This window comes from Klebsiella sp. C349492 (assembly GCF_042055345.1).
Lineage (GTDB): Bacteria > Pseudomonadota > Gammaproteobacteria > Enterobacterales > Enterobacteriaceae > Klebsiella > Klebsiella scottii.
The window spans coordinates 1,455,266-1,474,881 of sequence record NZ_JANQCE010000001.1 but is presented as its reverse complement, the minus strand read 5'-3'; the positions used below and the strand labels follow the sequence as shown (position 1 = coordinate 1,474,881).

At 57.2% G+C, this 19,616-nt stretch carries 22 protein-coding genes; 12 read left to right on the top strand and 10 right to left on the bottom strand.

The annotated features are described in order from the left end of the window. Positions 1–87: 87 nt before the first annotated feature. Together NWP14_RS06950 and NWP14_RS06945 are read right to left on the bottom strand one after the other, a co-directional pair. The gene (locus tag NWP14_RS06950) at positions 88–192 is read right to left on the bottom strand and encodes a YoaK family small membrane protein (RefSeq protein WP_041145046.1); all 105 of its coding nucleotides are present in this window, start codon (positions 190–192) and stop codon (positions 88–90) included. A 57-nt stretch (positions 193–249) separates the two neighbouring features. Continuing rightward, positions 250–1,263, bottom strand: coding sequence for a sensor domain-containing diguanylate cyclase (locus tag NWP14_RS06945; protein WP_331850502.1), 1,014 nt, complete (start codon positions 1,261–1,263; stop codon positions 250–252). A 299-nt stretch (positions 1,264–1,562) separates the two neighbouring features. On the opposite strand from NWP14_RS06945, the gene NWP14_RS06940 reads away from it, so the two are divergent. Further along, entirely contained in the window at positions 1,563–1,814 is a 252-nt protein-coding gene (locus NWP14_RS06940) for a DUF333 domain-containing protein (protein ID WP_375215035.1), read from the top strand. On the opposite strand, the gene NWP14_RS06935 is transcribed toward NWP14_RS06940, so the two are convergent. Continuing rightward, complete coding sequence (locus NWP14_RS06935) at positions 1,804–2,169, bottom strand: DUF488 domain-containing protein (RefSeq protein WP_346431687.1); 366 nt, start codon at positions 2,167–2,169, stop codon at positions 1,804–1,806. The genes NWP14_RS06940 and NWP14_RS06935 overlap by 11 nt on opposite strands. Continuing rightward, positions 2,156–2,632: a DUF523 domain-containing protein gene (locus tag NWP14_RS06930; protein WP_375215106.1), complete on the bottom strand. Its 477-nt coding sequence runs from the start codon at positions 2,630–2,632 to the stop codon at positions 2,156–2,158. The genes NWP14_RS06935 and NWP14_RS06930 overlap by 14 nt, the downstream gene beginning before the upstream one ends. 702 nt (positions 2,633–3,334) lie before the next feature. Here NWP14_RS06930 and NWP14_RS06925 point away from each other — a divergent pair. After that, on the top strand, positions 3,335–4,618 hold the full coding sequence (locus NWP14_RS06925) for an HAAAP family serine/threonine permease (protein ID WP_095096668.1): 1,284 nt from the start codon (positions 3,335–3,337) through the stop codon (positions 4,616–4,618). A gap of 63 nt (positions 4,619–4,681) precedes the next feature. Beyond that, positions 4,682–6,049, top strand: coding sequence for an L-serine ammonia-lyase (locus tag NWP14_RS06920; protein WP_095096671.1), 1,368 nt, complete (start codon positions 4,682–4,684; stop codon positions 6,047–6,049). A gap of 91 nt (positions 6,050–6,140) precedes the next feature. Here NWP14_RS06920 and NWP14_RS06915 read toward each other — a convergent pair whose 3' ends face one another. Further along, the gene (locus NWP14_RS06915) at positions 6,141–6,581 is read right to left on the bottom strand and encodes a helix-turn-helix domain-containing protein (RefSeq protein WP_095096673.1); all 441 of its coding nucleotides are present in this window, start codon (positions 6,579–6,581) and stop codon (positions 6,141–6,143) included. 332 nt (positions 6,582–6,913) lie between these two features. Here NWP14_RS06915 and NWP14_RS06910 point away from each other — a divergent pair, with 332 nt between their 5' ends. Next, complete coding sequence (locus NWP14_RS06910; protein WP_375215034.1) at positions 6,914–7,606, top strand: CTP synthase; 693 nt, start codon at positions 6,914–6,916, stop codon at positions 7,604–7,606. A gap of 65 nt (positions 7,607–7,671) precedes the next feature. Here NWP14_RS06910 and NWP14_RS06905 read toward each other — a convergent pair whose 3' ends face one another. Then, entirely contained in the window at positions 7,672–8,856 is a 1,185-nt protein-coding gene (locus NWP14_RS06905; RefSeq protein ID WP_346431685.1) for a CynX/NimT family MFS transporter, read from the bottom strand. A gap of 97 nt (positions 8,857–8,953) precedes the next feature. Here NWP14_RS06905 and NWP14_RS06900 point away from each other — a divergent pair, with 97 nt between their 5' ends. Further along, positions 8,954–9,748 carry a helix-turn-helix domain-containing protein gene (locus tag NWP14_RS06900; protein ID WP_189339838.1) on the top strand — a complete coding sequence of 265 codons (795 nt, stop codon included), beginning with the start codon at positions 8,954–8,956 and terminating at the stop codon, positions 9,746–9,748. Here the strand turns inward: NWP14_RS06900 and NWP14_RS06895 are convergent. Both NWP14_RS06895 and NWP14_RS06890 read right to left on the bottom strand, forming a co-directional pair. Beyond that, positions 9,732–10,178 (bottom strand): DUF441 domain-containing protein, encoded by a 447-nt coding sequence (locus tag NWP14_RS06895; protein ID WP_045854946.1) that lies wholly within the window; start codon positions 10,176–10,178, stop codon positions 9,732–9,734. The genes NWP14_RS06900 and NWP14_RS06895 overlap by 17 nt on opposite strands. 115 nt (positions 10,179–10,293) lie before the next feature. Then, positions 10,294–10,794, bottom strand: a complete 501-nt coding sequence (locus NWP14_RS06890) for a YbaK/prolyl-tRNA synthetase associated domain-containing protein (RefSeq protein WP_095096685.1) — start codon at positions 10,792–10,794, stop codon at positions 10,294–10,296. A 263-nt stretch (positions 10,795–11,057) separates the two neighbouring features. Between NWP14_RS06890 and NWP14_RS06885 the strand changes: the two genes are divergently transcribed. Then, positions 11,058–12,206: a glycosyltransferase family 9 protein gene (locus NWP14_RS06885; RefSeq protein WP_095098081.1), complete on the top strand. Its 1,149-nt coding sequence runs from the start codon at positions 11,058–11,060 to the stop codon at positions 12,204–12,206. A gap of 147 nt (positions 12,207–12,353) precedes the next feature. Here NWP14_RS06885 and NWP14_RS06880 read toward each other — a convergent pair whose 3' ends face one another. Next, positions 12,354–13,241, bottom strand: a complete 888-nt coding sequence (locus NWP14_RS06880) for a LysR family transcriptional regulator (RefSeq protein WP_375215033.1) — start codon at positions 13,239–13,241, stop codon at positions 12,354–12,356. 112 nt (positions 13,242–13,353) lie between these two features. Here NWP14_RS06880 and argC point away from each other — a divergent pair, with 112 nt between their 5' ends. The 6 genes from argC (at position 13,354) to NWP14_RS06850 (ending at position 18,865) form a co-directional block, all read left to right on the top strand. Further along, on the top strand, positions 13,354–14,277 hold the full coding sequence (gene argC / locus NWP14_RS06875; protein WP_375215032.1) for an N-acetyl-gamma-glutamyl-phosphate reductase: 924 nt from the start codon (positions 13,354–13,356) through the stop codon (positions 14,275–14,277). A gap of 365 nt (positions 14,278–14,642) precedes the next feature. Beyond that, positions 14,643–15,305, top strand: a complete 663-nt coding sequence (locus NWP14_RS06870) for a DUF3313 domain-containing protein (RefSeq protein ID WP_095096693.1) — start codon at positions 14,643–14,645, stop codon at positions 15,303–15,305. Between the two features lie 87 nt (positions 15,306–15,392). Beyond that, positions 15,393–16,019 (top strand): paraquat-inducible protein A, encoded by a 627-nt coding sequence (locus tag NWP14_RS06865; protein ID WP_095096695.1) that lies wholly within the window; start codon positions 15,393–15,395, stop codon positions 16,017–16,019. Next, positions 16,012–16,632, top strand: coding sequence for a paraquat-inducible protein A (locus NWP14_RS06860; protein WP_375215105.1), 621 nt, complete (start codon positions 16,012–16,014; stop codon positions 16,630–16,632). Before NWP14_RS06865 ends, NWP14_RS06860 begins: the two co-directional genes overlap by 8 nt. Next, a complete protein-coding gene (locus NWP14_RS06855; RefSeq protein ID WP_095096700.1) occupies positions 16,629–18,263 on the top strand; it encodes an intermembrane transport protein PqiB in 1,635 nt (544 codons plus the stop codon). Before NWP14_RS06860 ends, NWP14_RS06855 begins: the two co-directional genes overlap by 4 nt. Further along, positions 18,260–18,865 (top strand): membrane integrity-associated transporter subunit PqiC, encoded by a 606-nt coding sequence (locus tag NWP14_RS06850; RefSeq protein ID WP_375215031.1) that lies wholly within the window; start codon positions 18,260–18,262, stop codon positions 18,863–18,865. Before NWP14_RS06855 ends, NWP14_RS06850 begins: the two co-directional genes overlap by 4 nt. Before the next feature lie 88 nt (positions 18,866–18,953). Here the strand turns inward: NWP14_RS06850 and NWP14_RS06845 are convergent, their stop codons facing one another. Further along, positions 18,954–19,577 (bottom strand): TetR/AcrR family transcriptional regulator, encoded by a 624-nt coding sequence (locus tag NWP14_RS06845; RefSeq protein ID WP_095096705.1) that lies wholly within the window; start codon positions 19,575–19,577, stop codon positions 18,954–18,956. Positions 19,578–19,616: the final 39 nt, after the last annotated feature.

The window sequence follows — 19,616 nt, the reverse complement described above, 5'->3', positions numbered from 1 at the left end:
CGACGGCAAAGGGCGGTTACCACCAGCCAAATTGCACGCCAGCTAGCGCGATAGCGGCGATAATAACCATCAGAATGGTGCTTTTTTTCACGATGCGCCGCCCGGTGCCGCGTAGCCGCCAACAAAGAACCAGCCAAGAAAAATAACGGCGATGATAAAAATTACTACCGGAAAAAGAATACCCAATTTCATTGTGTTGTCCCTGAGCATGCGAGTGATGTCCGCTATCATACTGGAAATACCGGCAGTTTAGTCAATATCCAGGAAGGTCTCTTTACGGCGCGACTTTTTATCCTGATACATCGCATCGTCCGCGGCCCGCAGCGCGCTCTCCATATCCATCGTTTGCGGATTGACGTCAATCACGCCAAAGCTGGCGCCCGGGTAGCTGATACGATGCCCGGCCAGGAAGTAAATTCCGCTGATCTCTTTGCGCAGAGCGGCGATAAACGCCCGCTGCTCTTCGGCGTCGAGACCCGCCCCGACAATCAAAAACTCGTCACCGCCGAGGCGACCCACCAGATCCCCTTCGCGCACGCGGGCGTTTAAGCGTTCGCCGATCTGGATCAGGAAGCTATCGCCGCACGGATGGCCGAACCGATCGTTGATCGCCTTAAAGTCATCGAGATCGATAAAGATCAGTAAAATATTGCGCTGCAGTTCGCGCGCGCGCGGGAACATCGCCGAGAGGTGCTTGAACAGCGCGCGACGATTGGGTAGGCGGGTTAATTCATCGGTGTAAGAGTGCATCTCCAGCGCCGAGTTGGCGGCGCGCAGCTGTTCGACCAGCGTCTCTTTCTCAACGTAATGGGAGATGAGGTTGGCGAACAGGCTCATCACCTGCTCACCTTCCAGGTTGTAGGGCTGTTTCTGACGGCTGGTGGCGCAGAGCGTGCCGTACAATGAGCCGTCGGTCAGGCGAACGGGAATGCTGAAAAAGGTGGCGATACCGAGCTCCTGGGCGGCAATGCACGAGCGCCAGCGGCTGGCAACGTCGTTGCTGAACAGGCAGTTATCATCGATGGCACGTTTGCACAGCGACTCATTCCACGCTATGGAAAATCCTTCCGGTATCGTCATTTCGCTACTGTTGTGCGCATACATAACCAGCTGGCGCTGAGCGCTAAGATCAATACGAGTCAGATAGGTTGACTCCATTCGGGTCACAAGTTCCAACATTTCAAGCAGTTGTCGCACTAACAGCTCCAGCGAATGTTCGTTGGCGAGCGTTTGCGAGACGCGGGCAAGAATAAAATCTGACATGAATGTACGGCTCCCGATCGCCGAGCGTTATCGCCGGTAAAGAAGGCTGAAAACGGCCAACAGCGAAAAGTAAACATAGATACAACAAATTTAACACATTAGCTGAGGGAATACCTGCGGTCGCAGCGGGAAAAAAGCCCCGTCGGGGGCGACGGGGAAAACTCATTGATTATGGAATGATCTGTTCTCTGGTCAATTAGAGAACAAGCGCTACTCTACGGCGCAAAAGTGTAGTTAAAATGGAGAAACCGTGAAGAATCAGGGCACCATAGCGGCTTTGATCAACAAAAGGAGTCAAAATGAAGTGGATGACCATACTACTGCCTCTGGCACTGGCCGGATGCGCGATACAGCCGCAGCCGCAGGATGCGCCGCCGCCGCCGAAGTCTATCGGCATGGCGAACCCGGCCTCGGTCTACTGCGGTCAGAAGGGCGGTAAGCTGATACCGGTACAGACGCCGCAGGGCGTACGCAGCGACTGTAAGCTGCCCGGCGGGGAAACCCTCGATGAATGGGAGCTGTGGCGCCGGGATCACCCCGCTAAGGCGTAACCTCGCCGGCAGGCAGGTTTTCCAGCCACTCAGCCAGCACCAGCGCATGGTTTTGCCGGGTATTTTTGGCGGCGTAAATCAGCGTTAGCGGCTGCTGGCGAGCCAGCGCGGCAAGGCGCAATCCTTCGTCACGGTGGCTTTCCAGCTCCCGGCAATACTGCTCGCGGAAGCTGGCGAAATCGATGACTTCACCGTGCAGGGCCTTGCGTAACTCCGCGGAGGGGGTCAGGGTTTTGCACCACTCATCGTAGCGCAGAGCCTCTTTTTTAATTCCCCGAGGCCAAAGCCTGTCGACCAGCACGCGATAGCCGTCGCCGGCTTCAGCCGGATCGTAGACGCGTTTACATTGGATCATCGCTATTCTCCATCTGTTCCATCCAGGCAAGCAGCTGCGGGATCTGCCCGTCGGAAAAAACCGTAATACCGTGTTGGCGCAGCAGGGCGGCCGCCACGCCGGAGCCGGGCTTACGCTGCCCGCTAAAGGTGCCGTCGTAGATAAACTGGCTGCCGCAGGTCGGGCTGCCGTCGGTGAGCAGCGCCGCCTGACAGCCTCCCTCCTGGGCGGCCTTCAGCGCCAGCCAGGCGGCCAGCTGATAGTGCGCGGTGACGTCGTGGCCGTCGCTTTCAACGATGCGCCCGCGATTTTGCATCACCTCCGCGCCCTGGGCATCGAGAATTTCTGCCGGCAGTCTTGGCACCGGTAGCCCGGCGGCCAGCTCAGGGCAGTGGATCACCAGCCGGTTTTCGCGCTGCCAGCGCGCCAGAGTCTCGGCCAGCTGCGCCTTGCCGCTGCCGTTATAGCGTACCTGAAACCCCATCAGGCAGGCGCTCACCAATATTTTACCGCCGGTAATAGCGCCAGGCTGCTCCGGCCGGGGCGAAAGCGAACGGGTCGTCCCGTCATCATCCATAATGGGAAGTGGTTTTAGCATCGGTATCTCCGGTATAAAAAATTCACTGTGATGCCTCAGTGATATCGCGGCAGGCGCGCAAAGCAGCCCACAGCGTTTGGCAATGCAGATATTATCATCTGCCATGACCGACTGCCAAAGCGTGTCAGGGCGTCGCTGCCGGCAGGGGGTGGTCTTGTTGCAACGGCTGCAATCCCCCTGGAATCAGGAGTGTTATTTTTTTGTGCAACGCATAGAATAGATCAGGACACATTGAGTTGTTATTGCTACAAATGGATTTTGCTCTTGAATCAGCCCGTATCTCTGCGGGTTTTTTTTATTTAAAAAACGGGGCTTCTCTACGCCACGCGGCTCTTGTAATATATTATTTCGCGACTATCTGAAGTTCTTTTTATAATAACGTATTAAAAATGATACCTTAAAAATATATTAAATCTCAGGTGCTATTTTTGATACTTTAAAAGTCCTCGTGATAAATCAGGTTATGTGATCGCCGTATGTACATCAGTTTGGCTTAGTTTAATAAAATAGCAAAACAAACACTGCGATTTATTACCTGAAACAGAGCCCGTTAAATTGGGTTCCACTCTATATTATTGAGGCCATATTATGGAAAGCGTTCAAAATACCCTCGTCGCTCGCGAGAGCAGCGGCTGGAGAAAAAGTGACACCGTCTGGATGCTGGGACTGTACGGGACGGCTATTGGCGCCGGGGTTCTTTTTCTGCCGATTAACGCCGGGGGTGGCGGTTTAATTCCGCTGATCATCATGGCTATTCTCGCATTTCCGATGACCTTTTTTGCCCATCGCGGTTTAACCCGTTTCGTGCTCTCAGGTAAAAACCCTGGCGAAGATATTACCGAAGTGGTGGAAGAGCATTTCGGCATTGGCGCCGGCAAGCTTATTACCTTGCTCTACTTCTTTGCTATTTACCCGATTCTGCTGGTTTATAGCGTCGCGATCACCAATACCGTCGACAGCTTTATTACCCATCAGCTTGGCCTGGTCTCTCCGCCGCGCGCAATTTTGTCGCTGATTTTAATTGTGGGCATGATGGGCATTGTGCGTTTTGGCGAAAAAATGATTGTTAAGGCGATGAGCGTGCTGGTGTTCCCGTTTGTGGCGGCGCTGATGATCCTGGCGCTGTATTTGATTCCACAGTGGAACGGTGCGGTTCTGGATACCCTCTCGCTGAGCAGCGCCTCCGCAACGGGGAACGGCCTGTGGATGACGCTGTGGCTGGCTATTCCGGTGATGGTGTTTTCCTTCAACCACTCGCCGATTATCTCATCCTTCGCGGTGGCGAAACGTGAAGAGTATGGCCAGGACGCCGAGCGTAAATGCGCCCGCATCCTCAGCTATGCGCACATCATGATGGTGCTGACGGTGATGTTCTTCGTCTTCAGCTGCGTGCTGAGCCTCTCCCCGGCAAACCTCGCGGAAGCGAAAGCGCAAAACATCTCCATCCTCTCTTACCTGGCGAACCACTTCAACGCGCCGCTGATTGCATGGATGGCGCCGATTATCGCCATGATCGCGATTACCAAGTCCTTCCTCGGCCACTACCTCGGCGCGCGTGAAGGCTTTAACGGCATGGTGATCAAGTCTCTGCGCAGTAAAGGCAAATCTATCGAGATTACCAAGCTGAACAAAATCACCGCGCTGTTCATGCTGGTGACCACCTGGATAGTGGCGACCCTGAACCCGAGCATTCTGGGTATGATTGAAACCCTCGGCGGCCCGGTTATCGCCATGATCCTGTTCCTGATGCCGATGTACGCCATCAATAAAGTACCGGCCATGCGTAAGTACAGCGGCCACATCAGCAACGCGTTTGTGGTGGTGATTGGCCTGATTGCCATCTCCGCCATCTTCTACTCTCTGTTCAGCTAAGCCCCCGGCGCCTCCTGTCACAGGAGGCGCATTCGTTTTGCTTTGTAACCCTATGGGTGCCACATGATTAGCGTTTTCGATATTTTCAAAATCAGTATCGGGCCCTCCAGCTCACACACCGTCGGGCCGATGAAGGCGGGGAAACATTTTGTCGATACCCTGCAGGAAAAAGGCCTGCTGCATAAAGTGACTCGCCTGGTGGTGGACGTATACGGCTCCCTTTCGTTAACCGGTAAGGGCCACCATACCGATATTGCGATTATTCTTGGACTCTCCGGCTATTTGCCGGATACCGTCGATATCGACGCCATTCCCTCGATTATTCGTGACGTTAATACCCTGCAGCGTCTGCGTATTGAAGAGGGCCAGCGGGAAATTGCGTTCCCGGTGGTGGAATGCATGCGTTTTCATAATGAGTTTCTGCCGCTGCATGAAAACGGTATGAGCATTACGGCGCTTTGCGACGGAAAAATCGTCCACTTCCAGACCTATTACTCCATCGGCGGCGGCTTTATCGTCACCGAGGAGGAGTTCGGCAAGAGCCAGGATGCTGAAGTCGACATCCCTTTCCCGTTCTACTCAGCCCGCAACCTGCTGGCGCACTGCCACGACAACTGCCTGTCGATTTCCGCGGTGATGATGAAAAATGAGGCCGCCCGCCACGGACGAGACAGCGTTGAGCAGAATATGGCGAAAATTTGGGAGACCATGAGAAACGCCATTAACCGCGGCATGAGTACCGAAGGCCTTCTGCCGGGGCCGTTAAAGGTGCCGCGTCGCGCCTCGGCGCTGCACCGCGTGCTGGCTCCCCAAAGCCAGTCAATTACGCCGCTTAGCGCAATGGATTGGGTCAACATGTTCGCGATGGCGGTGGGGGAAGAGAACGCCTCCGGCGGACGGGTGGTCACTGCGCCCACCAACGGCGCCTGCGGCATCGTGCCGGCGGTGCTGGCCTATTATGACCGCTTTATCAAAACGGTGACGCCGGAAATCTATATGCGCTACTTCCTGACCGCCGGCGCGATAGGCATATTGTACAAAATGAATGCCTCTATTTCCGGCGCGGAAGTTGGCTGCCAGGGAGAAGTGGGCGTGGCGTGTTCCATGGCTTCCGCCGGGCTGGCGGAGCTGCTGGGCGGCAGCCCGGAGAAAGTTTGCATTGCCGCTGAAATCGGCATGGAGCACAACCTCGGGCTGACGTGCGATCCGGTTGCCGGTCAGGTACAGGTACCTTGTATTGAGCGCAACGCGATTGCGGCAGTGAAGGCGATCAACTCGGCCAGCATGGCGATGCACCGCACCAGCGATCCGAAAGTTTCGCTGGATAAAGTCATCGATACCATGTTTGAGACTGGGAAAGACATGAACGCGAAATATCGGGAAACCGCCCGCGGCGGGCTGGCGATTAAAGTCGCGGTCTGCGAATCCTGAAGTCCGCCAACGCCGCCTGCGCCGCAGGCGGTTTTTTTCGGCCCTCCTCCTGAACGACTACTCCAGCCCGCGGGCTGTTTCCCTTATCAGGCTAGCTTTTTTTCTCTGCCTCCGACGGCAGAAAAGACCAGACAACGCTGTGGGACGCTGACGAGGTGTACCATTCGTTAATGGTGGCGTTCGCTTCGCTGGCCTGTTCGGCGACGGCGCATTTCTCTTTTGGCGGCTGCGCTTTTTTGCGAATACGGATGCGGGGAGGGGCGGTGGCATTGATTTGCGCATTAAAAGTTCGAATGTGCGAATCGAATAAAATCGACTCCAGCTGATGCAGCCGATCCAGACCGCGCAATATTCCGATCAGCGTGCTGAGGGTAACGGATTCACCTAATTCTACGCGTTTGATGGTTGCCGCCCCGACCTGCGCGCGCTCGGCGAGTTCAATTTGGGAGAGCCCGAGCTGCATGCGAGTTTCTTTAATTCTGCGGCACAGTTCAGAGATAATTTCGCTATCGGACATCGTACTGAAACGCATCTTGCTGCCTCTACTGCTTAATAAATCGTTACAGATTATTTAACAGGCTAATTTATAAATAAAGCGAATAATTTCTTTTTTGCGATAGTAATAACACTGTTTTTTATTTAACAAAATAGCTACAGAAAAAGGGATAAATAAATAGCGGGAATTGAACAGGATAGTGAAAGACAAGCTATATTTTTTTATTTATTTCCCCCGCGGATAACGCCCCTCACGCCAAACGCCGATTGTCCGACGGGCGAAAAATAAGGATTGTGTTCCGTGAGGGAGATCGCTAATCTGAGGCTCCTTGTGTTGCCCGAAAATCGTTCTGACATAAGGACCCTGCTATGAACACTCCCCTGCGTATTGCCCTGGTTGGCGACTACAACCCTGACGTTATTGCTCACAAAGCGATTCCCCTCGCCATTGACGACGCTGCTGCCGTGCTGGAACTGCCCCTGCGCTATGACTGGCTGGCGACCAGCGATATCCACGATGCCGAGGCGCTTGCCGATTACGACGCCATCTGGGTCGTTCCCGCCAGCCCCTATAAAAATGCCGCCGGCGCGTTTATCGCGATCCGCTATGCGCGCGAAAACAGCATTCCGTTCCTCGGCACCTGCGGCGGTTTTCAGCACGCGATCGTCGAGTATGCGCGCAACGTTATGGGCTGGCAGGATGCGGGGCATGCGGAAACGGATAGCGAAGGGCGAATGGTTATCGCGCCCCTGAGCTGCTCGCTGGTGGAGAAAACGGCGGCGATTGAGCTGCGCGCTAATACGCTGATCGCCCGCGCCTACGGCCGCGACAGCATCGAAGAGGGCTATCACTGCAGCTACGGTATTGCCGAGGAGTTTGCCCGCGAGCTTGAGCAGGGCGACCTGCGGGTGACGGGCTGGGACGAAGAGGGTGATACTCGGGCGGTGGAGCTGGTGACGCATCCGTTCTTTGTCGCGACGCTGTTCCAGCACGAGCGCAACGCGCTTGCCGGACGTCCGTCGCCGCTGGTACACGCCTTTTTACGCGCCGCCAGCCAATAATTAACCCTGGCCCGCACGACGACCCCGGAACGCCGGGGCCGTCAGGGCGAGGGCAAAAGAGCGCTTTAGCCGTTAATCTCCCTGGCGCGGCCGGCAAGGGCGCCAAATATGGCCATCGCCACGGCGCTCAGCGCCACGGCGATTAACGGAATATGCCAGTCGCCGTTGGCATCATGGATTTTCCCCATCACCGGCGGTCCGCAGGCGGCCAGCAGATAGCCGACGGCCTGCGCCATACCGGAAAGCGCCGCTGCCTGGTGCGCCGAGCTGGCGCGCAGGCCGATAAACGTCAGTCCCAGAATCATCGTCGCCCCGGAACCGAAACCAAAGACCAGCGCCCAGATAACCGCCTGCCCGGGCGCCAGCCACAGCCCGGCGGAGCTGACGGCGCACATTAGCGCCACCAGCACCGCGATGCCGCGCTGGTCTTTCAGTCGGTGCAGAATCAGCGGGATCGCGAGGCCCGGCGCGGCGGTGGCCAGCTGAAGCAGACCGTGCAGGGAGCCGGCCTGCGCTTCGCTATAGCCAAGGCTCTGCAAAATTGCCGGCAGCCAGCCGACTATCACGTAATACACCAGCGAGTTAATGCCGAGGAACAGCGTCACCTGCCAGGCCAGCGCCGAGCGCCAGATCCCGCGGTTGTGCATTGCGCCTGACGCGGTCAGCGGAGCGGCGACCTGCCTGCGCGACTGCGGCAGCCAGAAGAACAGCGCCAGCAGCGGGAAGGCCATCAGCATGAGCAGCGCGCCGCGCCAGCCAAAGCCGGCCAGCGCCAGCGGGACCACCACGGCCGAACCCAGCGCCGCGGCGGCGCCCATGGTGAGCGAATAGGCGCCGGTCATCTTAGCGACGTGCTGCGAAAAATCGCGCTTGATTAAGCCCGGCAGCAGCACGTTCCCTAAGGCGATACCGCAGCCGATCACCGTCGTACCGCCAAAGAGCATCGCGGCGGAAGGCAGCGAGCGCAGGCCAATACCGAGGCAAATCAGCCCCAGCGCGATCAGCAGGCTGCGTTCGATACCAAAGCGGCGGGCTACGCCTGCCGCCAGCGGCGAAACCAGACCAAAGGCCAGCAGCGGTAGGGTGGTTAGCAGCCCGGTCTGGGCGGTGGTCAGACCGTACTCCGCGCGAATGGCGTCCAGCAGCGGGGCGGCGCCGGTAAAGGTCACGCGCAGCGTGGTGGCGATCAGTAAAATACCGGCAATCAGCAGCAGATTACGGCGGCCGGCAGTGGGAGGAACAGAACTCATGGCTATCTCAGACCAGTAAACAGGGTGGCTACAATAGCGCGTTTGCCGATTGTTTAAATCAAGCTAAAATGACAGATTATCGCTAATATCGGACAATCTGATGATTGGTTTGAGTCTTGACGGCTATGACCCGGACAGCGGGCGCGAAGCGGCCCTCGCGTTTCATATTCAGGTGGTTGAGGATGAGCAGTTTATTCCGCGCCATCAGCACCGCAAAGGGCAGCTGATCCTGGCGCTGCACGGCGCGCTAACCTGTGAGGTGGAAAACGGGATGTGGATGGTGCCGCCGCAGTATGCGGTGTGGGTCCCGGGCCAGCAGCCCCACAGCAACCGCGCAACGCCGGGAGCGCGGATCTGCTTTTTGTTTATCGAACCGGGAGCGGCCCCGATGCCGCAGCGCAGCTGCACGCTGAAGATCTCTCCGCTGGTGCGCGAGCTGATCCTGACCCTTGCCGGGCGCAGCGCGACGGAGAGTGACAATCCCACGACCCGACGGCTGGTGCAGGTGCTGTTTGACGAGCTTCCGCAGCAGCCGGAGGAGCATCTGCAGCTGCCGGTTTCCGCGCACCCGAAAATCCGCCAGATGGCGGAGCTGATGGCGGTATCTCCGGCGCAGTGGCAGACCCTCGGCCAGTGGGCGGCGGAGTTCGCGATGAGCGAGCGTAACCTGGCGCGGCTGGTGGTTCGCGAAACCGGCCTCAGCTTTCGCCGCTGGCGGCATCAGCTGCAGCTGATCCTGGCGCTGCAGATGCTGATCCGCGGGCAAACGGTGCAGCAGGTCGCGCACGGCCTGGGGTATGACTCGACGACCGCGTTTATCACCATGTTCAAAAAGGGCCTCGGCCAAACTCCCGGACGCTATCTTGCCAGCCTGACTACGACTTTCCGATAAACAGCGAGATGATCCCCGCGGCGATCAGCGGGCCGACGGGCACCCCGCGGAAAAGCGCGACGCCGAGGACGGTCCCCACCAGCAGTCCGGCGACCAGCTGCGGCTGAGAACCCATCAGCGAGACGCCGCGTCCGCCGAGCCAGGAGACAAACACGCCGACGGCGATAGCCAGCAGCGACTTCCAGTTAACGAACGAGTGCAGCAGCGTCGAGGGGGGCAGAGTGCCGCTGGCGATGGGCGCCATCACGCCGATGGTCAAAATGATAATACCGATCGTCAGCCCCTGTTTTTCAATCCACGGGAAAAAGACGTTGAGCGGCGTGACGCGCACGATAATTAAAACCAGGATAGAAATTGCCACGGTGGTGTTGTGGCTGATAAAGCCGAGCGCGGCCAGCCCCAGAAGCACGAACAGGGTGGTATCGAACATGTCAGGAGATCCTTGCCAAAATAATAAGCCCGTCTACTTTACGCATAATAGCGTGAATAAACAGGCTTATTTGTCACGCTGGCGCGCTTTCAGGAGGCAGCTAATGCGAGACCGCTCAGGCTTCCCGGCGAAAGGCGACCAGTTCGGGGCGGGCGATGCGGAGATAGTCGGCCGTATCGAGGATAATTGACCTGTCCAGCCGTCCGGCGTTAAAGGCGATTTCGCTGAAGTTTTCGAACAGCAGCGGGTCGGCCACCAGGCGCAGAGCCGGATGGAAGCTGAAAGGGGGAATGGCGCCAAAGACGCAGGCCGTCAGGGCATCGACTTCGGCGGGGCTGGCCAGCGAGGCTTTGCTGCCGCCAATGTGCAGCGCCAGGCGCGAGAGATCGGCCTGCTGGTCGGCGGCGAGGATCGCCAGCACATGCTGATTTATGCCGTGGCCTTTCACTTTGCAGACCAGCGCCTTCGCCCCTTGTCCGAGAGCGGTGCCGCGAATTTCAGAAACCGCCTCGCATTTTCCCACCGCCTCATGCTCTACCAGCCGGTAGCGGGCCTGGCGTTCGTCGAGTAACGCCAGCAGCCGGCGGTGGGTGTTCGGTTTTTCAGGTGCATTCATGCGCGGTTCTCTCCGGGGACAAAACGGCAAGTTTAATCTTCTCCGCGCCGGATGAAAACCGTCGGCCGTTGCCGCGATCTTCCACATTAAATTCATATTTCACTCATTTTATCTCCGGAACGATATGCTGGAATAGTGAAAAGTATTACTATCCTCCCGCTGCTCAAAGCGAAAGGAATTTATTAATCAAGCGAACTTTTCTCATTTTCTTTAGTCCTTAATCAGACTAACGAGGTGCTGTTGATAGTGGTAACGAGGTTATGATGATGGAAAACGCAGCGGTGCAGGTATCCCCCCGGAAGTTCAAAAAAATAAGGGAACTGAACAGGCGCCGTAATTATTTTATAAAGAAAGTCCGCAACGTGATGCGTGTTTATATTGCTAAAGCGTTCTGGGACAAGCATACCCGTCGGGAGGTCGACGTCAGTTCGGCGAAAACCGTGCTGCTGATGCGTAACGAAGGCGCGGTAGGGGACGTGGTCGTTGATTCCGCGCTGGTCAAATGCCTTCATGAATCCGGCTATATCGTGGATTTCCTGCTGACCAAATCGAATAGTCAGGTGATGCGCCATAACCCGCGAATCCGCCACATCTATGAGGCTGACAATGTCGATTCCGCCGCTTTTCTGCGCAAGTTTACGCACAATGTTCCTCAGTCTGTTATTAATGAGCTGGCGAATAATAAGTACGATATCGTTATTGACCCCTCTTTGTTTGATATGCCCGTACACAGAATGTTGCTTCTCCGACAAATAAAAGCAAAATCAGTGCTCGGCTTTAATAAATGGCCATCAATTAATCATTACACCACCTCGTTTAAATTTGATTGTGAAAACTGGCATGTCAGCAAAACCTTTGATTTTATTGCTGAGCATATGAATCTGGATAAGAAACATCTCACAACCTACGACCTGCATATTCCGCAGGATGTCCACCAGCAGGTTCGCCAGCATCTGGCCGCTATCGACGGACCCAGAGCGGTGGTGAACATTTTTGCCGGCCATCAGGATCGCAGCCTGTCGCAGGAGCAGCTGTCGGCGCTTATCGCCAGGCTGCAGGCGGAGTATCCTCGGGTTAACGTTATTCTGCTCGATCATCGCAACGAAATTCGCATTCCGCTGCCGGAGAAGGTGAGCGTGAATCCGTTTAAAACCCTGCATCATGCGATGGCGCTGATTGCCGAAGCCGACCTGGTTATCTCGCCGGATACGTCGATCGTGCACATGGCGGCGGCGTGGAAGAAACCGCTGGTTGCGGTCTATAAAGATGTGCGGATGAACAACCGGCTGTGGGCGCCGGGGTATGACAACGCGCGGCAGATCATCGTTAAATGCGGCAAGGTACACCAGCAGCACGATATCGCCGATCTGATCGTGGCGCAGATCGATCCTCAGGTGCTGAAAAACCGCTAAGCGCAAAATCGGCCCGGGCTACCGCCCCTCGCTAAAGTTCGGCGGCGGGGCCTATGCCCGACGATGGACGTGCCCGATAGGCCGCCCCGGGGAGATAAAACCTGGGGCAGGCATTCCCGCAATCACGTTCGGCAGTTTCCGGTGAATCTACTCCTGCTGCAGATCCCGCAGCGCTGCAAGCAGATGCTGCGTCGATAGCTCGTTTTCACTCTCCCGCCAGGCTAATCCTAGCTCTCTCCACAGCGCCGGCTTTAAGGGACGAATGGCGATACGGCTATCGGCGGAGAGCTGGGTACCCGATTCAAGAGGCAGCAACGTGGCGCCATACCCGGCACCCACCAGGCTTTTAATGGCATCGTTGTAATCAAGCTTGATCCGCGGCGTGGGGCTATGGCCCGTATCGGCAAACCAGCCGCTGGTCAGCTGCGACAGGTGGGTGCCGGAGCCGTTCAGCACCAGGGGCTTTGCAATCATCCATTCCGGCGTCACCACCTCCGGTGCCGCCCAGTCCGCAGGCAGGAACGCGACAACGGGATCTCGCCGCCAGGCATCAATTTTCAGGCCGCTGCTCCGGGGCTGTGGAAGCGCCACGATGCCGATATCGAGCGAACCGGATTTCAGCTGCTCAAGGGTCTGCTGCGACGTCAGGACGGTAATGTGTACGTCAATACTCGGATGGGACTGCGCCAGTTTTTCAATCGCCCGCGGCAGCAGATAAGCAATGGCTCCGGTCGACGCCCCAAGCCTGACCTGACCGCTCAACCCCTGAGCCTGGCGGGATATGTCGTCAAGCGCATAGGCGACGTCGGCAAGGAGCCGGCGGGCGTGCGCGACCATGTTCTCTCCAATGGCCGTCGGCCTGACTTTGCCGCGGGTGCGGGAGAGCAGCTTAGCCCCGACGCGGCTTTCAAGCTCGGAGATATGCAGGCTGACCGTCGGTGGCGCCAGGTGCAGCAGGCGGGCGGCTTCGTTGAAAGAGCCGGTATCGGCAATGGTGATCAGCGTGCGCAGCTGATCGAGATTGATCTCCCGCATAAGCGTACCTCAGAAAAACTGAATTTGACGTTAGGATAATTCAACTTTACCAATACTTAAACCAGGCACAACATTCATGCACTGAAGTTCTGTCTGGTTTAAGGAAACGACGATGACTCACGTATTTATTGATGGCGAGCAGGGCACAACGGGTTTGCAAATCCACGATCGTCTGCGCCACCGTTCAGATATTAAGCTGATGACTCTGCCCGTATCCCAGCGCAAAGATCGGCGCCTTCGGGCGGAGATGCTGAACGGCTGCGATATCGCCATTTTGTGCCTGCCCGATGAGGCGGCGCGCGAGTCGGTGGCGATGCTGGAGAATCCGCAGGTGCGGGTAATCGATGCGAGTTCGGCGCATCGCACCGTCTCAGGGTGGACGTACGGTTTCCCGGAGATGAGCGCCGACCAGCCCGATCGCATCAGAGCGTCGAAGCGCGTAACCAATCCAGGCTGTTACCCAACCGGCGCCATTGGGCTCCTGCTCCCGCTGGTGAACGCCGGGCTGCTGCCCGCTGATTATCCCGTTTCCATCCATGCCGTATCCGGCTATTCAGGAGGCGGAAGGGCGGCGATTGAGCTGTACGAAGGCGGTTCTGCAGGCTCCGGGCCTGCTTTTCAGGCGTATGGTTTAGCTCTCAGGCACAAGCATGTGCCGGAGATCGCGCGCTATGCCGGGCTCTCCACGCCGCCGTTTTTCATGCCGGCTTACGGCGCCTACCGCCAGGGGATTATCCTCAGCGTGCCGCTACAGCAGCGCCTGCTGCCTGAACGTGCCGATGCGGCAGCAGTACATGCCTGCCTGGCGCAGCATTATCGCCATAGCGATCTGGTCAAGGTGCTGGCGCCTGAAGTCGTCGGCGAGATTGAGCGTCTCGATCCCCAGCGGCTGAACGGCAGCAACGAGATGGAACTTGGCGTATTTTCAAATCCTGAGAGCGGGCAAATACTGCTGACGGCGGTCTTCGATAACCTCGGCAAAGGGGCATCGGGAGCCGCGGTGCAAAACCTGAACCTGATGATCGGCGCCGGCTAACTTTCGCCTGGCGCGACACAACGGTGTTCTTCCTATGGTTCGGCAAGGCGAAAGATATCATATCCGGGCCCGTAAGAGGCATTAAATACCTTTTTTTCAACGAGTTATGAACTAATACGCCCGGCGCATTGTCCGCGCCGGGCGCCGCGTTGTCATACGCGACCCGCTCTCCTCAAAAAAGCCATCCGCGCTGCATCTATGCGTTAATTCCCAAACAGAATATTTTCGCCGAACAATTAAGTTGACAGATTTCAGTGATGCGATCAAAACTAAACCGTACAGTTCACATTGAGTGTGAATTTGACTGTTTTTACGCAAGGCTGGCCGGTAGGCGCAGCCCTTAACCAAAACGAAAGGATCTGCACATGAAGATGTTAAGGCAAATCGGTGGGCTGGCGGTTATCGGTGTCACCCTGCTGTTGGCGGGCTGTGCCGGTAATGAGCCCGTGCGTTACAGCGGTATCGACTCGGCTTCAAAGCTGACGGCAAACACCGATGATAATGCCGATCGCATGCCATATCGTTATTCGCCTCTGGTGGACTGGCGTAAGTACGACAGCATCATCATTGACCCGGTGAGAATTTATCAGGGCAACGATGGACAGTTTGACGATATGGCGCAGGCCGATCGCCAAACGCTTGCCGCTCACATGCAACAGGAGTTCAGCAAAGCTCTTAGCGCGCGCTTTAAAGAGCTCAAAGAGCCCGCGGCGAATACCTTGCGTCTGAAGTTGACGCTGACCGGGGCTGACACCACCCCGCAGGTGATCGGAACGTTCACCAAATTCGATCTGGCAGGGGGCCCCTACAACATTGTGCAATCGGTGCGCGGCGGTCGGGGGCTGATGAGCGGTTCGGTGGATTATGCCGTCGAAATTTATGACGCAAACAGCCACGAACTGCTGAAAGCCTACGTTGCCCGGCAGTATCCGAATGCCATGAATATCTCTGCCAGCATCGGCTCGCTGAGCGCCGCAGAAGTCGGTATTGAAAAAGGGGCGGAAGAGCTGGCGGAAGCGCTCAGGTAGCCTCAGACACAGTACGCGCAGCCGGAAGCTTTTAAGCGCAACCGGCTGTGATTTTCCCCATTAGCAACGTCCTGGCGGCCCGGCGTTATGAAGACATTCCCGCATCTGATCATCTGCCCACATTGCGACAGCGTTTACCAGAGATTACCCTGCGCATCGGGCGAAATCGCGCTCTGCCAGCGTTGTTACGCAGTGCTATGGCGTGGTCACCGGCGTGTGCCTGGCCATGTACTGCCCCTGATGTTGACGGCGGCAATCATCCTATTTCTGGCCTGTATTTTTCCGGTTATATCCGTTGGGTTTCACGGGATGGCGAACGACGTCACGCTGTGGAATGTGGCATGGGCGCTGGCTGCCGGAGATGGCAATCCGATTATGGCGGTCTGTACCGCTTTTCTTCTGGTTATTGCCCCTTTCTTACAGATAACCCTAACGGTATGGCTGCTGAGCTTTGCGTATTTCGCGCGTCCGGCACCGGCGTTTATCTTCATTATGAGAGCGCTCAAGTGGCTGCATCCCTGGAGCATGGTGGAAGTTGGCGTGCTGGGGTTTCTTGTCGCCGGGATAAAGCTCTCGTCACTGCTGGATGTCTCCATAGGGCCGGGCGGTTGGGCGCTGGCCCTATCTTGCGTGCTGGTTGTCCTCATCAACAGCCACGATCTGCGTCCGCTGTGGGATCTGCTTACGGTCGAGGAGAAGGGCCGTGGTGAGTAATCCCCCCTTTGCCCGTCAGATGCAGGTGTGCCGCTGTTCTCTGTGTGGCCTGGTGTGCGCCGACGAAACGGCGTTCGGCGTGCGTGGTAAATGTCCTCGCTGCCAGACGGTGCTGCCCGGCCGCCAGCCCGGGCGTCCGCATTTGAGCTGGGCGCTGCTTTTAACCTCCATGATCCTATACGTACCCGCCAATATTTTCCCGGTAATGTACACAACGCTTCTCGGTCATGGCAGTGAAAGCACGATCCTTTCCGGCATCGTGGCCTTCTGGCGAAGCGGGTCGTGGGGCATTGCGGCGATCATTTTTATTGCCAGCGTGATGGTTCCCTGCCTGAAATTTCTGTCAATGAGCGTATTGCTGATCTCAACTGCCCGAAAGAGCCGCTGGGCCAGATGCGAACGGGCCAGGCTGTACCGGATAACGGAGTGGATTGGCCGTTGGTCGATGCTGGATGTGGTGGTGGTGGCCGCAGTGTGCGGCCTGCTCCGCTTTCATGTGCTCAGCGAGGCCGAACCCCGGGTTGGGATTCTGCTTTTCGGCCTGGTGGTCATTTTGACTATGTTTTGTGCGCTGAGTTTTAAACCAAAAACGCTATGGGAAGACAAGCAATGAAGCCTCCTGTTTCGGGTATTCCTCTTTTTCGTCACGGCCGCTGGCGCAATGCCGTCATCTGGCTGATCCCCGCGGTCGCGTTTGTGGTCGCCGTGTCGATGGTTATCCAGGCACGCCTGTCAGTCGGGCCGGAGGTGGTGATTACGTTTCGCAGCGCCGCCGGTCTCGAAGCCGGAAAAACAGCGGTGAAATATAAAGATGTCACCGTCGGGCTGGTGAAGGAAATCACCCTCAGCCCCGATAACACCCAGGTGTTAGTACGGGTCACGCTTGGCAGAAGCGCTCAGCATCTGGCGCTCGCCGACACCCGATTTTGGGTGGTCAGGCCGCGAGTCGGGATGAGCGGCGTCAGCGGCATTGATACGCTGTTGTCAGGGGCCTACATCGGCGTGGACAGAGGGAAGTCCGATGAAAGTAAATACCAGTTCACCGGAATGGAAACCCCTCCGGCTATCGTCAACGACATGACGGGCAGCCAGTTTATGCTGGAAGCGGACGACCTTGGATCGCTGGATATTAACTCTCCGGTTTACTATCGCCGCATTCCGGTGGGGCGGGTCACCTCCTGGCAGCTGCGCAAAGACGGCAGGGGAATCGATCTCAACATCTTTATTGATGCCCCTTATGACCGCCTGGTCACGGCGGATTCGCGATTCTGGAATGTGAGCGGCGTGGATCTCTCGGTAGGGAGCGACGGTTTTCAGCTTAAAACCCAGACGCTCGCCGCCATCATGGCGGGGGGGATCGCGTTCTCAAGGCCGGATGACCCAACCCGCGGCGTGCTCTATAAGCAAACGCGTTACAAACTGGCAGCGGATCGGGAAAGCGCGATGGCGCCTGAGGATGGTCCGCCGGTGCGTTTTCAACTGCGTTTTGAACACGGCTTACATGGCCTGAACATTGGCGCTCCGGTTGAGTTTTCCAGCGTGCGGATCGGACGCGTTGCCGCCGTCGAGCTTGACTATAACCCCGACGGATATCGCTTTCCGACCATTGTGGATATTGACGTTTATCCCTCGCGGATGGGCAATGTGCTGGAAAAGCTGCCGAAACCAACAGGCGACACGGACCTCAATACGGCCCTTTTCACGCGCGAGATGATCGCGCACGGGCTGCGAGCGCAGGCCACTTCCAGCAGTCTGCTGACGGGGCAACTTTACATCTCGCTCGATTTCTTACCGGATGCGCCAAAAGTGAACTTTGATGCGACCAGGCGCCCGGTTGAGCTGCCCACCGTGAATGGCGGGCTGACAATCCTTCAGGACCAGCTCACGGATATCGCCAGGAAAATAAACAAAATGCCGCTGGATAAGATCGGGACCAACATGAATAACACGCTGGAAGAGCTGAATAAAACTCTGCGAATGGTGAACAATCAGTCTCTGCCCGCCGCCAACCGCCTGATGCAACAGACTCAGAAAACGACACAAGACGCGCGGAACCTGCTGGCGGAAGATTCCCCCCTGATGATTAACCTCCTGCAGTCCTTACAGGAGACCACGCGAACGCTGCGGGCCGTCCGCAGCCTGACAAACCAGCTGGATCGCCAGCCGGAATCGCTATTGCAGGGCCGCTCCGCAGATGCGGAGCTGAACGATCCCCGTTCACTTAAGGCAGGAGAACGACCATGAGAACCGTTTTATGTCTTATCCTCGGCGTCATGTGCCTGCCGGCAGGATGCTCATCTCCCCAGGTGCGCTACCACTCGCTGGTCAATTCTGACCCCGTTTCCCGCGCCGTCGCGCCGGCCGACTTTGTGATTGATCTGCTGCCCGTTGGCGTTCCGGCCCAGCTGGACACTCAACAAGTTGTGGTTCGCCAAAGCGACAGTCGCATCGTCGTTCTGGACAACGATCGCTGGCTAAGCCCGCTGGGCGATGAGCTGCAGACGGCGCTGTCCCTCAGCATGACGCAGCAGCTTAACACTGTGGATGTGGCGGGGCTGGCGCGGGATAACAGCAAACCTGTGGTACGGGTTCTGCTGCAGGTTCGGCGTTTTGATAGCTGGCCCGGCAAGGCCGTCAGCCTGGATGCTGGCTGGAGCCTATCCACGCAGCGAGGGGACGAAAATCGCCGGCTGGTGTGCAAAAGCCACCTGTCGCAAACTCTCTCCGGCGATCCGGCGCAGATGTTTGCTGCCTGGCAGCGCGTGGTTGAGCGCCTGGCGAGCCAGATAGGACAGACCGCGACGGACTGGGTGGCGACGGGCGCGGCAGTTTGTCGCCGTGACTAATCTTTCTTAGCGTAACTTTCTTAGCGTATAAACAACCGGGTTCGCGGCGGCGAACCCGGTCTTCACATGCCCGCTGGCCGGGCAGGGGCTATTCAGGTTTTTTAAGCGCGCCGTCGAGAAACAGCCGCACGCCATTCCTGACCATCTCACTGACTTTTTCCTGAGTAAAATCGGGCATATTGCGCAAGAAAAACAAGACCTCGGTTTCCGCTTTGATCAGCGATGTAAACTGGATGGCGCGAAGCATTGGCTCCGACGGCGCCAGTTCACCCCGTTCCATCGCCGCCTGCATTTCCTGGGCCAGCGCCTCCATGCTTTGGCGGATGCCGGATTCCAGAAACAGTTTCCCGATATCGGAGTGGCCGGCTTCGCCCAGCACAACGCGATAGATCTGCAGCGCCTGGTTATCGCATGCCACTACCCGCAGCATATCTTCACCAAAGCGGATGAGTTTTTGTTCCAGGGAGAGGTGCTGGTTTTCCGGTTGAGTCAGCCCGCTTGCCGCTTCGGTGAGAAACCTGGCGCTGTAGTTGCGCACAACCGTTTCAAACAACGCCTCTTTTGAAGAGAAGTATTTATAGAGCGTGGCCTTCGAGCCACCGGCACGTCTGGCTACTTCATCCATTGAGGCACGTTCGTAGCCAACCTCCAGAAACACCTCGGCGGCGGCGGCCACGATCCCCTCGCGGCGCGCTTGCGTCAGTACCTTCATGTTGAACCCTTAGCTGGTTAAAAAATGAATAACTATACC